General features: G+C 73.9%; 11 protein-coding genes and 5 pseudogenes. 7 read left to right on the top strand and 9 right to left on the bottom strand.

Annotated features, from left to right (window positions below; genetic code table 11):
* Nucleotides 1-86: 86 nt before the first annotated feature.
* Nucleotides 87-1,010: a phytanoyl-CoA dioxygenase family protein gene (locus VSR01_RS04265; RefSeq protein ID WP_326447945.1), complete on the bottom strand. Its 924-nt coding sequence runs from the start codon at nt 1,008-1,010 to the stop codon at nt 87-89.
* Nucleotides 1,011-1,210: 200 nt separating this feature from the next.
* Here VSR01_RS04265 and VSR01_RS04260 point away from each other — a divergent pair.
* A pseudogene (locus VSR01_RS04260) lies at nt 1,211-2,229 on the top strand (LacI family DNA-binding transcriptional regulator).
* Nucleotides 2,230-2,274: 45 nt separating this feature from the next.
* Here the strand turns inward: VSR01_RS04260 and VSR01_RS04255 are convergent.
* Nucleotides 2,275-3,114, bottom strand: a complete 840-nt coding sequence (locus VSR01_RS04255; protein ID WP_326447944.1) for an SDR family oxidoreductase — start codon at nt 3,112-3,114, stop codon at nt 2,275-2,277.
* 307 nt (nt 3,115-3,421) lie between these two features.
* On the opposite strand from VSR01_RS04255, the gene VSR01_RS04250 reads away from it, so the two are divergent.
* Complete coding sequence (locus VSR01_RS04250) at nt 3,422-3,625, top strand: hypothetical protein (RefSeq protein ID WP_326447943.1); 204 nt, start codon at nt 3,422-3,424, stop codon at nt 3,623-3,625.
* A gap of 57 nt (nt 3,626-3,682) precedes the next feature.
* Here the strand turns inward: VSR01_RS04250 and VSR01_RS04245 are convergent, their stop codons facing one another.
* The 5 genes and pseudogenes from VSR01_RS04245 to VSR01_RS04230 all read right to left on the bottom strand — a co-directional run bounded on the left by VSR01_RS04245 (nt 3,683) and on the right by VSR01_RS04230 (nt 9,061).
* Nucleotides 3,683-5,485 (bottom strand): glycogen debranching N-terminal domain-containing protein, encoded by a 1,803-nt coding sequence (locus VSR01_RS04245; RefSeq protein ID WP_442785395.1) that lies wholly within the window; start codon nt 5,483-5,485, stop codon nt 3,683-3,685.
* Nucleotides 5,482-5,742 (bottom strand): glycogen debranching N-terminal domain-containing protein, encoded by a 261-nt coding sequence (locus VSR01_RS37640; protein WP_442785394.1) that lies wholly within the window; start codon nt 5,740-5,742, stop codon nt 5,482-5,484. Before VSR01_RS37640 ends, VSR01_RS04245 begins: the two co-directional genes overlap by 4 nt.
* Nucleotides 5,739-7,089 (bottom strand): annotated as a pseudogene (locus VSR01_RS04240) (MGH1-like glycoside hydrolase domain-containing protein). The gene VSR01_RS37640 and the pseudogene VSR01_RS04240 overlap by 4 nt, the downstream one beginning before the upstream one ends.
* Nucleotides 7,086-7,887 (bottom strand): annotated as a pseudogene (locus VSR01_RS04235) (sugar phosphate isomerase/epimerase family protein). The pseudogenes VSR01_RS04240 and VSR01_RS04235 overlap by 4 nt, the downstream one beginning before the upstream one ends.
* A 128-nt stretch (nt 7,888-8,015) precedes the next feature.
* Nucleotides 8,016-9,061: pseudogene (locus VSR01_RS04230) on the bottom strand (zinc-dependent alcohol dehydrogenase).
* 157 nt (nt 9,062-9,218) lie between these two features.
* On the opposite strand from VSR01_RS04230, the gene VSR01_RS04225 reads away from it, so the two are divergent.
* The 5 genes and pseudogenes from VSR01_RS04225 (at nt 9,219) to VSR01_RS04205 (ending at nt 14,966) form a co-directional block, all read left to right on the top strand.
* Nucleotides 9,219-10,709 (top strand): ABC transporter substrate-binding protein, encoded by a 1,491-nt coding sequence (locus VSR01_RS04225; protein ID WP_326447942.1) that lies wholly within the window; start codon nt 9,219-9,221, stop codon nt 10,707-10,709.
* Nucleotides 10,710-10,798: 89 nt separating this feature from the next.
* A complete protein-coding gene (locus VSR01_RS04220; RefSeq protein WP_326447941.1) occupies nt 10,799-11,770 on the top strand; it encodes a carbohydrate ABC transporter permease in 972 nt (323 codons plus the stop codon).
* Nucleotides 11,767-12,633 carry a carbohydrate ABC transporter permease gene (locus VSR01_RS04215; RefSeq protein ID WP_326447940.1) on the top strand — a complete coding sequence of 289 codons (867 nt, stop codon included), beginning with the start codon at nt 11,767-11,769 and terminating at the stop codon, nt 12,631-12,633. The genes VSR01_RS04220 and VSR01_RS04215 overlap by 4 nt, the downstream gene beginning before the upstream one ends.
* Before the next feature lie 92 nt (nt 12,634-12,725).
* A pseudogene (locus VSR01_RS04210) lies at nt 12,726-13,916 on the top strand (ROK family protein); the annotation flags it as partial.
* 162 nt (nt 13,917-14,078) lie between these two features.
* A complete protein-coding gene (locus VSR01_RS04205; protein WP_326453487.1) occupies nt 14,079-14,966 on the top strand; it encodes a Gfo/Idh/MocA family protein in 888 nt (295 codons plus the stop codon).
* 37 nt (nt 14,967-15,003) lie between these two features.
* Here VSR01_RS04205 and VSR01_RS04200 read toward each other — a convergent pair whose 3' ends face one another.
* The gene (locus VSR01_RS04200) at nt 15,004-15,987 is read right to left on the bottom strand and encodes a TerC family protein (RefSeq protein WP_326447939.1); all 984 of its coding nucleotides are present in this window, start codon (nt 15,985-15,987) and stop codon (nt 15,004-15,006) included.
* A 233-nt stretch (nt 15,988-16,220) separates the two neighbouring features.
* Entirely contained in the window at nt 16,221-17,054 is an 834-nt protein-coding gene (locus VSR01_RS04195; protein WP_326447938.1) for an LLM class F420-dependent oxidoreductase, read from the bottom strand.
* Between the last annotated feature and the right edge of the window lie 252 nt (nt 17,055-17,306).

Raw genomic sequence — 17,306 nt, 5'->3', positions numbered from 1 at the left:
GGTCGCCTGCCCTGGACCCTTCGAACGTATGCTCAGCGAATTGCGGCGGTTTCAACCGCCGTGCCGCGGACCGTCGGTGACCGGCGTCACGCCTCGCCCATCACCAGGCCCTCGATCGTGTGCTTCTGCACCAGCGGCGGCAGCGTGTCCACCACCGGGCAGCGCAGGTGGGCGCGGACGGACTCGGGCAGGCCGCGCAGGGCGGCGGGGGTGATCGCCATGCCGTGGTGCGCGTCGTTGCCCGCGCCCGGCGCGTCGACGCCGAGGACCAGCACCGGGCGCGCGGTGGCCGAGTGGTTGGCGGTGCCGCGGTGGATGGTGAGGGCCGAGCGCACCGAGACGTCGCCGCGCCGCGGGTACTTGCGCACCGCCCGCGCGGCGTAGCGCGGGAAGGACGAGCGGGGCGGGAACATCTCGTGGTCGAAGTCGTCGCCGCGCTCCCACTGCGTGCCGGGCGCGATCTCGAACGGGCCCATGTCCTCGCGGGTGTCGACGCCGGTGACGTTGAACGCCAGGGAGGTCAGCCGCCGTTCGCCCCACGTCTCGCGCGGGGAGGGGAAGTCGCGGTGCCACGGCTGGTCCACAGCCCCCTCCAGGGGCACGTCGAAGCCCAACTCGACGATCCGGTAGTCGGGACCGAGAACGGCCTCGCACACGCCCTGCACCCACGGGTGGCCGGCCAGGTCGGCGAAGCCGCGCATCTGCTCCGGGTGGATCTCCACGTAGTAGCGGTTCGGACCGCGGCCGACCGCGCCGCCCGGACGCTGCCGCGCCTCGGCGAACGCGGCCTCGATGTCCTCGCGCATCCGGTCCGCCCACTCGGGCGTGAAGGCGCCGCGGAGCGCGGTGATGCCGTCGGTGTACAGGGCCTCGACGGCCGCGGCGACGTCGGCGGTGGCGGTGGGGGCGGCGGTGGCGGCGGCGTCGGCGGCGCCTCCGGTGCCGGCGGTGGCGCCCGCGGCGTCGGTGTTCCCGGCGGCGCCGGCGGTGTTTCGGGGGGTGGACTGCATGGCGTTCTCCTCGTCCTGGACGCGGCCGGCGTCCGGTGCCGGCCACGGTGTCCGGCTACTATTGCAACGAAGAATGCAACGTGGCAATAGTCGGTGGAGGCGACCCGGCCGACCAGTCGCGGCGACCGCGCGCAGGCGTCACGCAGGGCGTGGAATGATCGGGGCGTCTGCGGAGCCCGTTGAGGCGGAAGGTGGTGGCGGTGGCCGCGAAGCTCAAGGACGTGGCCGAGCGGGCCGGCGTGTCCATGCGGACCGTGTCCAACGTCGTCAGCAACACCGCGCCGGTGGCCGCCGCCACCCGCGAGCGGGTCCAGCGCGCGATCGACGAGCTGGGCTACCGGCCCAACCTCGCCGCCCGCAACCTGCGCCAGGGGCGCACCGGGCTGATCGGCCTGGCCATCCCCGAGCTGCACTCGCCCTACTTCGGCGAGCTGGCGGGACTGCTGGTGGAGGCCGCGGAGGAGCGCGGCTGGACGCTGCTGATCGAGCAGACCGGCGGATCAGCCGAGCGCGAGCTGCGGTTCCTGTCCGAGAGCAGGCGGCACGCGGTCGACGCGATGATCATCAGCCCGTGGTCGATCGGCACCCGGGAGCTGCGCCGGCACGCGGACGGCACACCGCTGGTGGTGCTGGGCGAGAGCGACCCGCGCGGCGCCGCCGACCACGTCGCGATCGACAACGTGGCCGCCGCCCGCGAGGTCACCGCCCACCTGCTCGCGCCCGGCCGCACCCGGATCGCCGCCGTGGGCCTGCAGCCGCACCTGGCCAACGGCACGGCGGCACTGCGCGCGCAGGGCATGCGCGAGGCGCTCGCGGCGGCGGGCGTGCCGGCCGACCCGCGGCTGGAGGTCCCGGTGGAGTCCCTGCACCGCGAGGAGGGCCGCCGGGCGATGAGCCGCCTGCTGGACGCCGGCCGGCCCCCGAGGCGGTGTTCTGCTTCAGCGACGAACTGGCCCTCGGCGCGCTCTACGAGGCGCTGCGGCGCGGACTGCGGGTGCCGCGGGACCTCGCGGTGGCGGGCTTCGACGACATCGAGGACGGCCGCTACTCCACCCCGCGGCTGACCACGGTCTCCCCGCACAAGCAGGAGATCGCCGCGGCGGCCCTGCAGTGCCTGGCCGACCGGGTCTACGGCCGCCTCGACCACCTGCCCGCACGCCGCGTCACCACCGCGCACCACCTGGTCGTGCGCGAGAGCACCTCCGCGTCCGCGCCCTGACCGCGCGGGGGCCCGCCCGCGCCGACGACGGGCCGGCGCCGCGCGTCACAGGATCGGCTTGCCGCCGGTGACCGCGACGCGCGCGCCCGAGACGTACGAGGCCTCGTCGGAGGCCAGCATCACGTAGACAGGGGCGACCTCGGTCGGCTGGCCCGGACGTCCGAGCGGGACGTTGGAACCGAACTCCCCGACGTGCTCGGCGGGCATCGTGGCCGGGATGAGCGGCGTCCAGATGGGACCGGGCGCCACGCTGTTGGCGCGGATGCCGCGCTCGGCGAGCAGCTGGGCCAGGCTGGCGATCATGTTCGCGATGGCCGCCTTCGTCGCCGCGTACGGCAGCAGGGTCGGGGACGGCTGGTCGGAGTTGACCGACGACGAGCCGATGATCGACGAGCCCGGACTCATGTGCGGGAGCGCCGCCTTGGTCAGGTGGAACAGCGCGCCGAGGTTGAGCGCGAGGGTGTGGTCCCACTCCTCGTCGGGGATCTCCTCCAGCGTGGTGTGGGTCATCTGGTAGGCGGCGTTGCTGACCAGCACGTCGATCCTGCCGAAGGCGGACACGGCCTCGGCCACCACCGCCCGGCAGTGCGCGGGGTCGGCCAGGTCGCCGGGCACCAGCACGGCCTTCCGGCCGGCGTCCTCCACCCAGCGGGCGGTGTCGCGGGCGTCCTCGTGCTCGTCCAGGTACGAGATCAGCACGTCGGCGCCTTCGCGGGCGTAGGCGATGGCCACGGCCTTCCCGATCCCGCTGTCGCCCCCGGTGATCACCGCGGCTTTGCCCGCCAACCGGCCCGAGCCCCGGTAACTCTGCTCGCCGTGGTCCGGTCGCGGCTCCATCCGGTCCTCGGTGCCCGGCAGCTTCTGCTCCTGCGGCGGTTGCGTCATGGCTTCGCTCCTCCTCGGCTGTCGGACTCGGCTGTCGGACTCGGCTCTCGCGCGCACCGGCGCAGCGGCGCCCCGGCCGACTCCCGGGGCGCGCCCCGGGCGTCCCCGCGGTCCGCGTCGCGGTCACGGCCTCCCGGTACCCGCTTCCGGGGCGCTCATGAGCGCGGGGGAGGGATCGATTGCTGCTCGTACGGGGGTTTCGCGGGACACGCCGCGGAAAGGCGTCGCGAAGACCACGGGACTCGCCGCACGCACGGGGGCGCGGGGGACCGGGCGGGTTCCGCTCCTACGGCAGGAAGGACCCGACATGGGCAAGAAGCCGCAGTCCAACGAGGTGCGGCGCAGCGACCGCGGCGCCGCCGTACAGGAGTCGGCCCAGGAGAAGGCCGGCCAGGACGGGAAGGTCGGGCCCGGCGGCCCCAGCGCCCGCCCGCACGGCATGGAGAAGGGCGACAAGGGCGGCGGACCCGGCGGCGGCGTCCCGCCCGAGCAGCAGCCGGACCACCCGTGACGACGGGACGCCCCGCGCCGGCCCGGCGACCCGCGTGCCCGCCCCTGCCGCACCGTCTCACCCGGCGGACCCGGCGGGTCGCGGGCCCACGGCGGTGAGGAGGGCGAGGGGGGTGGCCGCGGCCCAGGCCTGGGGCGAGCACGAGTGCGGATAGGGCACGGGCTCGGGATGCACCTCCCGGCCGTACCCGGAGATGACCTCCGGCAGACGCCAGCCGCGGGCCCGCGCGGCGGCGACCAGGCCCTCCGCCACGGTGCGGGCCTCGGACGTCAGTCCCTGCGCCGCCATTCCGAGCGCGATCACCGCGTTGTCGTGCGGCCAGACGGCGCCGCGGTGGTAGGCCAGCGGGTGGTACGGGATCTGGCCGGCGGCCAGGGTGCGGATGCCCCAGCCGGAGAAGAAGTCCGGTTCCAGCAGGCGGCGCGCGACCCGCCGCGCCCGGTCCGGGTCCAGGATGCCGGACCACAGCAGGTGTCCCGCGTCCGAGGCCAGGGCGTCGACCCGCTGCCGCTCGCCGTCGAGGGCGAGGGCCGGGAAGTCGGCGGCCGACAGCCAGAACTCCTCGGGAAAGCGCCGGCGCAGGTCCGCCGCGGCGTGCCGCAGCGACCGGGCCCACTCCGGGTCCGCCCACACCTCCTCGGCGAGCGCGGTGGTCCGGCGCAGCGCGTCGTAGGCGTAGCCCTGCGCCTCGGCCACGGCGATCGCGCCGGTCGCCTGCCTGCCGTCGGCGAAGCACACCGCGCCCGCCGAGTCCTTCCAGTTCTGGTTGGCCAGGCCGCCCGCCTGCTCGTCGGAGCGGTAGACCAGCCAGCCGTGGTCGTCGATCCCGCCGTCGGCGAACATCCACGCCACGGCGGCACGGGCGTGCGGTTCGAGCCTGCGGGCGAGAGCGGTGTCCTCGGTGCGCTCCGTGTACGCCTGCAGCAGCACGAGGAACAGCGCGGTGGCGTCGACCGAGCCGTAGTAGCGGCCGTACGGCACCTGCCCGAAGTGCGCGAGCTCCCCGCGGCGCAGCTCGTGCGGGATCCGCCCCGGCTCTTCGAGCCGGGCGGCGACACGGGCCGAGCCCTGCGCGGCGGCCAGCGCCAGGAGGGTGTCCGCGGCCGTGGCAGGGCGGTACGGCAGGCAGAAGAGCGAGGTGAGCAGCGAGTCGCGGCCGAAGAGGGTGAGGAACCACGGGGCTCCGGCGCCCGGCACGAGCAGCGGTTCGCCGTCGGGCCCCGCGGCGGGCACGCGCAGCGCGGCGAGGTCGGCGATGCCGCGCCGGACCGACTTCTCCAAGCCGGGCAGGCCCGGTGCCGCACCGGGCGTCCCACCGTGCGCCGGCAGCGCGAAGCCGTCGGCGTACGCGGCGGCGTCGGCCGCCAGGTCCGCGCGCACGGCTGCGGGCGGCGAGGCGGCGCGGGAGGGCTGCGCGCTCGTGAGCATCTGCGGCCTCGCCGGGCCGCCGGCGGGAACAGTCCGCCCGCCGGGGGTGGCGCGCACCGTGAGGTCGATCCGGCTGGCGCCGTGCGCGGGCAGCCGCAGACGCCAGGTCAGCACACATCCCGTCCCGGGGTCCGGCTCGGCGATCGCGTCCGGCGGCGGGTCGCAGCTCACCGACGTGGCGGCCGACCAGCCGCCCGGCCGCCGGTAGTGGAACGTGACACCCGTGCCGCCCGCAGCCGGGGTGCCGATCTCCGTGCCGCGCTCGGCGCCCGGCTTGTCGTAGGTCCTGCCGTCGGAGCGCAGCTCGAACTGGTCGGCGAAGTCGGCGTCGACGTCGAGGCCGAGCACCACCGTCACCGGCCGCGGCAGGTTGTTGAGCACGGTCAGCCGCTCCGCCAGGACGCCCGAGGCGACCGCCTGGTCCCGCGTCACGGTGAACGGCGAGGGCTCGTCCCGAGTGGCCGGCAGGACGCAGACGGCAGTCCCCCGCCGGCCGTGAGCACGGTCAGCGGTCGGTCGTCGGCGGTGATCCGCCAGCGGCTGAGGTGCCGGGCGTCGTCCACGAACAGCCCGTCGGGTGTGGCGCCGCGGCGGCCGGTGACGCTTCCGTCGCGGCCGAGCAGCGCGAAGGTGCCGCGGTCCACCAGCACGCGGTCGCCGTCGCCGGCCGTGCCCTCCTCCCGGCTCACTGCTCGTCCCCCGGATCCTCCAGCAGGTCGAGCGCCAGTGCCGCGGTCCAGCTGAAGTCGCGGATGCCGCGACCCGCACCGGTGTGCGGATCGACGTACTCCGCGAAACCGCTCGCCCAGGCGTCCCGCAGGATGCCGCGGCGCAACTCCTCCGCCTGCTGCGGATCGCCGTGCGCGCGCAGCCCGCGGTGGACGAGCCACGCGGTGTTGAACCAACTCGGGCCGCGCCAATAGCGGTTGGCGTCGAACTCCGCCGCGGTCAGGTCGTAGCTGGGCACCATGTGGACGCGGCCCAGCCCGAAGCGCTCGCCGGTCGCGGTGCGGATCAGGGCTTCGGCGGTCTCCGGGGGCAGTCCCGGGACGGCCAGGGGCAGCAGGCCGCTCACCGAGGCCACGGGCAGCAGCCGGTCGTCGCTCAGGTCGCGCGGCGCGAACAGGCCCCTTCGGGGGTCCCACAACCGGCCCACGAGAGCCGCGGTCAGCCGCCGGGCGCGGGACCTGGCCGGCTCCGGGTCGTCGCCCAGCTCGGCGAGCATGTCGGCCAGCGCGTGTTCCGAGATGATGAGCAGCGCGTTGAACCCGGGGTCCTCGACGCGGAAGGCGTGCGGCGCGGCGTCGTCGTAGCCGTGGTCGCGGTAGTCCCGGGCCAGCCGCACGTACCGCGCGTAGTCCGTGTCCGTCGGCCGGTCGGCGGGGACGCTGTGGTCGAGGTCGACGCGCCGGTAGGAGTCCTCGGCGGCCTGGCACGACACGGGCCAGCGGCGCGTCCCAGCACGGGCTGTTGTCGAAGCCCGGCTCCCAGGGGTGCACCACGCCGCTCAGCCCGCCTCCGCCGAGATCCCGCCGCTCGCCCAGGTAGGCGTGCCAGGCGGCGAGGCGCGGCGCGACCCTGGACAGGAAGCCGCGGCGTGCCGACTCGCGCGGGTCGGCCCGGTGCACCAGCCAGGCGGCCAGGGCGTGCACCGGCGGCTGCACGATCCCCGAGGTCTGGGCGAGCGCGGGCGCACCGCGGTCCGCGCCCGCGTCGGCGGACCGCCAGAAGTCCGGCCCGGGGAAGTAGGCGCCCGCGGGCACCGAGGGGTTGAAGACGATGTGCGGAATACGGCCGTCGGCCCACTGTGCGCTCAGCAGCCACTCCAGCTCCTGCTGGGCGCGGCGCGGCGAGAGGTGCCGCAGGCCGATGGCGATGAAGGCGGAGTCCCAGCTCCACTGGTGCGGGTACAGCGATCGGGACGGGACGGTGCCCGCGCCCGACCAGTTGGCGAGCAGCACGCGGGCCGCGTCGGCGCGCAGCCGTCGGCGCCGCTCGCGGCCGGGTCGGACGCCGGCGTCGAGCAGGGCCGTCATGCCGCCGCCCGCCGCAGGAACGCCGGCACCGAAGCCACCGCCTGCTCCGGATCGCCGGTCAGCCGGCACTCCACGGCGAGGTATCCGCCGTCAGCCGGCGGCGTCCAGGGCGCCGAGCCAGGCCCCCCAGTCCAGGTGCCCGGCACCGGGCTGGAACCGGTTGGAGTCGCTGACCTGGGCGTGGCCGATGTACGGCGCGGCGGCCAGGATCGCGGCGGCGGGATCGGCCTCCTCGATGTTCATGTGGTAGCTGTCGATGCCGATCCGCACCGAGTCCAGACCGACGTCCCGGATCAGCTCCACGGCCTGCTCCAGCCGGTTGACCATGTGGTCCTCGTAGCGGTTGAGCGGTTCGAGGAACAGGGCGACGCCTTCCGCCCGGGCATGCTCGCCCAGTTCGGCCAGGCCGCTCAGCAGCACCTCGCGGTCCTCGGCCGTGGAGCGCGGCGGCTCGAAGGGGGGCAGGCGGCGAGAGAACATCCCGTAGGAGGCCGGCGTCTGTGCGCCCAGGCCCCCCAGTTCCGCGATCACGCTCAGCTGCGACTTCATCTGCTCGATCGCGTCACGGCGCTGCTCGGCGTCGAAGGCGCCGAAGAAGTGCAGCATGTCCACGCACACGGTGGGCATGACCACGCCGTCGGCGAGCGCGGCCCGCAGCTCCGGCAGCCGGTCACGGAAGGAGAAGCCGCCCTTGCCGCGCAGCTCGATGGCGTCGTACCCGGCCTCCTGGGCGAACTCCCACTTGGCCTGAAGGGTGTCGCCGGGGAGCAGTTGCTCCTGGCAGGCGAGGTTGAGCATGGAGGGGAGAGCCTTTCTCAAGCGGTCCGGAGGGCGGGGATTCGGGGCGTTCGGGGGCGGTTCGGGAAGGCGGTTGGCGGCGGGCCGCGCGCGACGCGTGACGCGGGCCGGGAACGGGCCGCCGGGTCTCAGAACTCCAGGACGACCTGGAGCGCCTCGGCCGGCCGCTCGTCGAGCAGCGCGTACGCGGCCGGCGCCTCGGCGACGGGCACCCGGTGGCTGACCAGGCCGCCGGTGTCGACCCGGCTGGCCGCGACCAGGCGCAGAAAAGTGCTCTGCAGTCGCTCGACGTCCCACCGGTGCGCCAACTGCGCGGGCACGCCGCCGATCTGCGAACAGACCAGCTGCACCCGGTTGTGGTGGAACTCGTCACCGAGTCGCAGTCCCACGCCCTCGCCCTGGTAGAAGCCGGACGCCACCACCCGGCCGCCGACGCAGACCGTGCGCAGGGCCTCGTGCAGCGCGGGGTAGGCGCCGCTGATCTCGATCGCCACGTCCGCGCCGCGCCCGTCGGTCAGCTCCCTGACGGCCTCGGCGACGCCGCCCGCGCGGGCGTCCAGGACGTGCGACGCGCCGTGGCCGCGGGCCGCCTCCAGCCGGGCCGGCAGCGCGTCGACGGCGATGACCTCCGCGCCGCTGAGCCGGGCGAGCCGGGTGGCGAGCAGCCCGATGACCCCCTGGCCGAAGACCGCGACCTGCTCGCCGAGGTGGATGTCGGCGGCGAGCACGGCGTTGTACGCGATCGCGCCGACCCGGGCGAAGGCGCCGGCCAGCGGGTCGAGTCCGGCCGGCAGCAGGTGGCCGGTCATCCGCGCGACCGGCACCACGCCTTCGCTGCGGTGGCCCCAGATGCCCCAGACCACGTCGCCGGGGGCCGGCACCCCTGGGCGCCGGCCACGTCGGGGGCGACCTCGGTGACCTCGCCGACCTCGGAGTAGCCCCAGCCGGCGACCGGGTAGGCGATGCCGGCCTCGTCGTCGCGGAAGAGCCGGGACCCGGGGTCCCAGGTGCGGGTCAGGTACGGGTTGGTGCCGCGGTAGGCGGTCAGTTCGGTGCCCGCGGAGATGCCGGAGAAGCGGGTGCGGACGCGCAGGTGCCCCGGCGGGAGCGGCTGCGGTTCGACGGGCGCGACCTCGACCTGGCGAGGGCCGGTGAACTGGACGATGCGTTCCACGATGACTCCGGGCTCCGAGATGAGCGCCACTGACAGGCAGATGACGTCGACTTGTGTCGAAGATATCCCAGACTTAAGTCTTGTCAACACGCAAAAGTGGTGCTGTTATGCAACACGTCGTTAACGCACGTCGTGCAAGTGAGGACGGTTCATGCGCATGTGGTTGCTCAGAGGCGCGGGCAGGGACGGGGGTGTCGGCGCGGCCGGGAGCCGGCCCGGGCGCCGCACCGGAGCCCGGCCCCGACGCCGGCTCCGACGCCGCTTCACCGGCGGCGTCGCCGCTGCCGCCGCCGTCGCCCTGGGCGCCGGCCTGCTCGCCGGCTGCGGCCAGGGCGCCACCTCGCGCACCGGCAACAGCATCACGGTGTGGAGCGAGGAGAACCTCCCCGACCGGATGGCCGCGACGCGCAAGCTCATCGACGTCTTCGAGCGGCAGTCCGGCGTCAAGGTGAAGCTCGTGGGGGTGGACGAGGGGCAGCTCCCGCAGCTCATGGAGTCCGCCGCCGCGGCCGGCAAGCTGCCGGACGTCATGGGCGGCATCCCGCTCGCCCCCGTCTGGCAGATGTACACCAACGGCCTGCTGGACACCGGCGCGACCGCGCGGGTGCTGCAGGCGCTCGGACGCACCACCTTCAACCCCAACGCGCTCAAGCTCACCAGCGACGGCGCCGCGCCGCTGGCCGTCCCCAGCGACTCGTGGCAGCAGATCCTCGTCTACCGCAAGGACCTGTTCGCCCGGGCGCACCTGCCCGTGCCCGACACGTACGCCGCCATCGTCAAGGCGGCCGAGACCCTCGACACCGGCTCGACGAGCGGCATCTCGCTCGCCACCGACCCGCGCGACGTCTTCACCCAGCAGAGCTTCGAGGACTTCGCCGTGGCGAACGGCTGCAAGCTGGTGACCGCGGCCGGCAAGGTCTCGCTGACCAGCCCGGCCTGCGAGAAGACGTTCAGCACCTACGCGCGGCTGGCCGCGACCGGACCCGCGGGCACCCAGACCGTCGACACCACCCGCGCCACCTACCAGGCCGGCCAGTCGGCCATGGTGGTCTGGTCCACCTATCTGCTGGACTCGCTGGCCGGCCTGCGCGACGACGTGCTGCCCAACTGCCCTCAGTGCAGGTCCGACAAGACGTTCCTGTCGCGCAACTCCGGCATCGTCACGGCGATCAAGGGACCCGACGGCGCCGCCCCCGCCCAGTTCGGCGAGATCTCGTCCTGGACCATCACCAAGACCGCGCACACCGCCGCGGCTGAGAAGTTCGTCGAGTTCATGATGTCCGGCGGCTACGAGGGCTGGATCGGCATGGAGCCCGAGGGCAAGATCCCGGTCCGCGACGGCACCGCCGCCGAGCCCCGCAAGTACGTCACCGACTGGCGGACCATGAAGATCGGCGTCGACACCCTCAAGCCGATGGACCAGCTGTTCCCCGGTGCTTTCCTGGACCGACTGCTGGCCGGCGTCGGCAACATGCAGCGCTGGGGCATCACCCAGGGACAGGGCGCGCTGGTCGGGGCGACCGAGGGCTCGCTCCCGGTGCCCCAGGCCATCGGCTCGATGACCGGCGGCGACGGCACGTCCGCGAAGGACGCCGCGGACCAGGCCCAGCGGGCCGTCTCCGCCCTGCGGAAGACGCTGGCCCAGTGAGCGGCCCGGTCGGGGAGCAGGTGGACGTCCCCCGCGGCAGCGGCAGCACGGCGCCCGAGGACGCGCGCCCGAGACCCGAGGAAACCCCCATGAGCACACCCACCGCCGTACGGCGCCGCCGCCGCTCGCCCTCGCAGCGGCGCGACAACCGGGCCGGGCTGGCCTTCATCTCGCCGACCCTGCTGGTCGTCCTGGTGATCGTCGTCCTGCCGATCGCCTGGACCGTTCTGCTGGCCTTCCAGCGCGCCCGGCTGATCGACCTGCAGACGATGAACCTCTTCGGCAACTGGACCTGGCGCAACTTCAACCTGGTCTTCAGCTCGCCGGGCTTCTGGTCCTCGCTGTGGACCACGCTGCTCTACACCGTCGGCGGAACCGTCGGCTCCATCGTGCTGGGGCTCGTCGCGGCGCTCGCCCTGCGCCGCCCGTTCCGCGGACGCGGGATCGTGCGCAGCACCATGCTGCTGCCGTACGTGGCACCGGTGGTGGCGGTCACCTTCGTGTGGGAGACCGCCCTCAGCCCGCAGACCGGCATCGTGAACAACTGGGGCCGCCACCTGTTCGGCTGGCACAAGCCGATCGCGTTCCTGTCCACTGACTCCTACCGTGCGAACGTGCTCGGCGTCCACATGCACCTGCCGCTCGCGCTGCTGACCGTGGTCGCCTTCGAGATCTGGCGCTACTTCCCGTTCGCCTTCCTCTTCCTGCTGGCCCGGCTGCAGGCCGTCCCGGCCGGCATCGAGGAGGCCGCCACCGTGGACGGCGCCACCGTCACCCAGCGGTTCCGCCACATCCTGCTGCCGCAGCTGATGCCGGTCATCGCCCTGCTGTCGGTGCTGCGGTTCATCATGACCTTCAACAAGTTCGACGACGTCTACCTGCTCACCGGCGGGGACTCCGGCACCGACGTGGTGTCCGTGCGCGTCTACGACTTCCTGACGGCCAGTTACGACGTCGGCGCCGCCGCCGCGCAGGCCCTGGTGCTCGCGGTGATCCTGATGGTGCTCCTCGGCGTCTACTTCGTGTTCTTCGCCAAGCGCGTCCAGGAGGAAGAGGCATGAGCCGCGCACAGTTCGAGGACCGCCTGTTCGGCGCGCTGCGGTACGTGGTGATCGCCGCGCTGCTGCTGGCCACGGTCCTGCCGTTCTACTACATGGTGATGCTGTCGTTCCGGCCCACCGGCGAACTGCTGCTGCACCCCGGCCGGCTGTGGGTGCCCGTGCACGAGATCACCCTGAGCACGTACAAGGACATCCTGGAACCGACGTCCAAGGGCGGCCAGGGGCTGCTGGGCATGCTGCGCAACTCGGCCCTGGTCTCGCTCGGCACGGTGGTGCTCACCCTGGCCGCGTCGATCCCCGGCTCATGGGCGATCAGCCGGCTGAAGTTCACCGGGAACGGCCAGATCAGCGCGCTGTTCCTGGCCGTCTACCTGTTCCCGTCGACCCTGCTCGCGGTGCCGCTGTTCGTGATGTTCGCCCGGCTCGGCCTGCAAGGCAGCCTGGTGGGCCTCGCGGTGGTGTACATCGCGCAGACCGTGCCGGTGTCCATCTACATGCTCAGGAACTACTTCACCACCATCCCGGCGAGCATCGAGGAAGCCGCCGCCCTGGACGGCTGCTCGCGGCTGCGCACCCTGTGGCGGGTGGTGCTGCCGCTGGCCGCGCCGTCGCTGATCGCCACCGGCCTGTACGTGTTCATGATCGCCTGGAACGAGTTCCTGTTCGCGCTGCTCTTCCTGGCCGCCGACCCCTCCAAGTGGACGGTCTCGCTGGGGCTGTCGCAGATGGACAACGCCATCGAGGTGCCCACCACGGTGCTCATGGCCGGGTCCGTGGTGCTGACCATCCCCGTGATAGTTCTGTTCTACGCCGCGGAGCGGTTCCTCACCGAGGGACTGACCAGCGGCGCTGACAAGAGCTGAGCCGCAACCCGCGGCACCCGCCGCACGCCCCGCCGCGCCACCGCCCGCGCCGCTGCCCACCGCGCCCCACCCGTACGGAGGAGACCCGTCCGATGCCATCCCCCCGGAGCACCGCCGGGTACCTGCTGGAGCTGATCAGGACCGGCCAGGCCGGCACCCGCGGCGAGCTGCAGACCCTCACCGGCCTGTCCCGTTCGACCGTCGGCAACCGGCTCGACCAGCTCTTCGAGGCGGGCTGGGTGACCTCGACACCGGGTCAGATGTCCACCGGCGGCCGTCCGTCGGTCCGGCTGGCCTTCGACACCGGGCACGCCGCCGTGCTCTGCGCCGACCTGGACACCACCCACGCCCATGCGGCGGTCCTGGACCTCGCCGGGAACGTCGTCGCCGAGCGGCGCGGCGAACTGCGCATCGCGGACGGCCCCGACACGGTCCTGGACACCCTGGCCGGGTGGTTCGCCGACCTGCTGGCGGGCAGCGGGCAGCCCGCCGCGAAGGTCTGCGGCGTGGGGCTGTCGGTGCCGGGACCCGTCGAGTTCGACTCCGGCCTGGTCATCCGCCCGCCGATCATGCCGGGCTGGGACGCCCATCCGATCCGCGAACGGCTGCGCGCGGCACTTGCCGCACGGGCCGGCACCGACGCCGCCCTGCCGGTGCTGGTCGACAACGACGCGAACCTGATGGCGCTCGGCGAACAGCGCCGCGGTCACTCCGACTGCTCGACCTTCATGCTGGTCAAGGTCTCCACCGGCATCGGGGCGGGCGTCGTCGTCGACGGCAAGGCGTTCCGCGGCATCGACGGAGGCGCCGGCGACCTGGGCCACATCCGCCTGCACGACCGGCCGGACGCTCGCTGCATGTGCGGCTCCTACGGCTGCCTCGCCGCGGTCGCCAGCGGTCGTGCGGTCGCCGGGCAGCTCGCCGCGCTCGGCGTCCCCGCCGCCTCCGGGACCGACGTACGGGCCCTGCTCGACGACGGGCATCCGGACGCCGTGCGGCTGGCCCGCGAGGCCGGTCAGCGCTGCGGCGAGGTTCTGGCCACCGCGGTGACCCTGCTCAACCCCGGCGTGCTGATGATCGCCGGCGACCTGGCGGAGACCCAGTTCCTCACCGGTGTGCGGGAGCTGATGTACCAGCGCGCGCTGCCGCGGGCCACCCGCAGCCTGCAGATCGTCACCTCGCGGCTGGGCGACCGGGCCGCGCTGATCGGCGCGTGCGAGATGGTCGTCGAGCACCTCTACGCCCCCGAGCAGGCGGATCTGCGGCTGAGCGGCCTCGCCGCGAGCGCGCCCGCCGAAGCGCTCGCGGCAACGGCCCAGCCCGATACGGTGCAGCCCGATACGGCCCAACCCGATACGACCCGTCCCGCCGAGCCCGCGCCGGCGGGGACGACACCCTCGTCGGCTGACCGGCCGGCGCCCTCCTCCCGCCGCGGAGCCTTTCCCATGACCTCCCTTCCCCCTGCCCCCGCGCCGGTCCGCGTCGGTCTGGTCGGCGCGGGCCCCTGGGCGCGCGACATGCACGCCCCCATGCTGGCCGCCGGGCCCGAGACCACCCTGACTGCCGTCTGGGCCCGGCGGCAGCAGGCCGCCGCCGCACTCGCCGCCGCGCACGGCGCCACCGCCGTCACCGACGTCGACGACCTGTTCGCCTCCTGCGAGGCGGTGGCGTTCGCCGTGCCGCCCGCCGTCCAGGCCCCCCTGGCGGTGCGGGCCGCACGCGCCGGCCGCGCCCTGCTGCTGGACAAGCCGCTGGGCGCGGACCTGCCGGCGGCCGAGGCGGTCGCCGCCGCCGTCGCCGAGACCGGGGTCGTATCGCAGATGGTGCTGACCAAGCGCTACCACCCCACCACCCGGGCCTTCCTGGAGCAGGCAGCAAGGACCCCGGTCACCGGAGCCAGATCCTGCTACCTGCACGGCGCCTTCCTCGGCGGCGAGGCGGCGACCGGCTGGCGGCTGACCGAGGGCGCGCTGCTCGACCTCGGTCCGCATCTGCTGGACCTGCTCGACGCCGCCGTCGGCACCATCGTCGCGGTCGAGGCCACCGGCGACCCGCGCCGCTGGATCGAGCTGTCCTGCCGCCACGAGAACGGAGCGGTCAGCCAGGCGTCGTTGTCCGGCGCGGTCCGCCTGCCGCGCGCCCGGACCCGGGTCGAACTCTTCGGCGACGCGGGAGAACTGGTGTGGGACAGCCACGGCGCCAGCCACCGGGAGAGCTGGCCGCTGCTGCGCGCCGAGTTCGCCGCCGCCGTCCGCGCCCAGGTCCCGGGTCCGCTGGACGCCGCCCGCGGCCTGCACCTCCAGCGCCTGATCGCCCTGGCACAGCGGGGATGAACGGGCAGCCGCGCCCGCCGGGCCCCGGCAGCGTGCTTCACGCGCCCGGTCCCGCGTCCGGCGGGGGAGCGCTGCCGGACGACGCGGCCGCGGGCGGGCGCACGAGGCTCAGGACGACCGACGCGGCCAGGACGACGACGATGACGGCCAGGCTGACCAGGGACGGGATCTCCGGCACCGCGTGGTCGATCGTCTTGTGGGCGGCCTGGAGGATGAGTTTGACGGCGATGAACGCCAGGATCAGCGCCAGCCCCTTGCCCAGGTAGTGGAAGCGGTCGAGCAGCCCTGCCAGCATGAAATAGAGCGCGCGCAGGCCCAGGATGGCGAACGCGTTGCTGCTGTAGACGATGAAGGAGTCGTCGCTGACCGCCAGCACGGCGGGCACGCTGTCCACGGCGAAGACCAGGTCGGCCGCCTCCACCGCGGCCACCACCGCGAGCAGCGGCGTGGCGAGGCGTCTGCCGCCCTCGGTGACCCAGAACTTCGCCCCGCTGTACTCCTCGCGGACCGGGACCACCCTGCGCAGCAGGCGCACGGCCAGGCTCCGCCCCGGGTCGAAGCTCTCGTCCTCGCCGCGCAGGATCTTGTAGACGCTGTACAGCAGGATGGCGGCGAAGACGAACAGCACCGCGGAGAACCGGGTGACCACCGCCACGCCCGCCGCCAGAAAGAGCCCGCGGAAGACCAGCGCTCCGATGACGCCGAAGAAGAGCACCCGGTGCTGGTACTCCCGCGGCACCCTGAAATACCCGAAGATCAGCGCGAAGACGAACAGGTTGTCGACCGACAGGCTCTTCTCCAGCAGCCACGCGGTGGTGTACTCCACCCCCGCCGTCCTGCCCAGGACGCCGAAGACCAGCCCGGCGAAGGCCAGCGCGAGGCCGACCCAGAACGCGCTCCACAGCGCGGCTTCCCGGAAGCCGATCACATGGGTGTCGCGGTGGGCCAGGAGGTCGACCGCCAGCGACCCGATCACGGCCGCGACGAAGGCGAGCCACAGCCACAGCGGCACGTCGGGCACGCGGAGCCTCCTGACGAGAGCGGCACGGGAACGGGCGCAGGTCCCGTCACACACTCCCAGATCCGCTCCCGCACCGACGCGCTGACCGGGCCGACGCCCCGGGGCGGCCGACTCGCGGCACCCTGATGGCCCAGCGTGTCGGGGCTCGCCCCGCGGTCGAGCACGCCGGTGCGGGGGGGCGAGTCCGGCGGCGGCCTCCCCGCCCCGGGCGGCGGTCCCGTCGCCCCCCGGGGTCAGCCGCGCTCGAAGCGGCTGACCGCCTCCGCGAACTCGTCGAGCAGCTTCAGGCTCTCGTCACGCGGCACGGAGGGCAGCATGAGCCCGAGGGTCTCGATGCCCAGCTCCTGGTAGGCGTGCCAGCGGTCGGGGTCCACCGGGGTGCCGAACATCGCCACGGGGACCTCTCGGCCCGCGGCCTCGCGCATCGAGGAGATCCGGGCGGCGAGCCGCTCGACGGGCAGCGGGTTGGCGATCCAGCCCGCGCCGTGCCGGATCACGCGCCGCTCGGTGGCGGCGGAGTCCCCGCCGACGAAGATCGGCGGGTGCGGCCGCCGGACCGGCTTGGGACGCAGGTGGACGGGGTCGAAGTCCACGAACTCGCCGTGGTACTCGGCGGGTTCGTCCGTCCACAGCGCCTTGATCGCCTCGATCCGCTCGTCGAGCAGCTTGCCGCGGGTCTTCGGGTCCGTGCCGTGGTTCCGCATCTCCTCCAGATTCCAGCCCGCGCCCACGCCGAAGACGAAACGCCCGCCGGAGATGAGGTCGATGGTGGCGGCCTCCTTGGCGGTGACGATCGGATCGCGCTGGATCAGCAGGGCGATGCCGGTGACCAGCTGGATCCGCTCGGTCGCCACCGCGGCCGCGCCGAGCGTGACGAACGGGTCGAGCGTCTTGAAGTACGGCGCGGGCAGGTCCCCACCGCCCGGGTACGCCGACTCCCGGCTCGCCGGGATGTGGGTGTGCTCGGCGATCATCAGCGCGTCGAACCCGCGCTCCTCGATCGCGCGCCCCAGATCCGCCGGTCCGATGCCGTCGTCGGTGACGAACGTCGAGATTCCGAACTTCATCGATTCTCCCTCTGGTGGTCGTGACCCTTCCCCCAACCCCGGACGCCCGGCGGTGATTCCGCGAAGGCCTCGGCGCCGGGAGCGTCACACGCTGTGAACGCGCCCCAAGCCCGCCGGTCACGCCCACGCGGCGGCGCCGGCCGCCCGGCCCACGGGCAGGCCGGGTTCCGCACAGGCGGGCCGACCACTCTGCTCCCTGCCCGCGGGCCGTGGGACCATGTCCGCGACGGCGTCCGAGAAGTTCCGGAGCCG

The sequence above is a fragment of the Actinacidiphila sp. DG2A-62 genome, from assembly GCF_035825295.1.
GTDB lineage: Bacteria > Actinomycetota > Actinomycetes > Streptomycetales > Streptomycetaceae > Actinacidiphila.
This window is presented reverse-complemented; position numbering and strand designations above follow the sequence as displayed.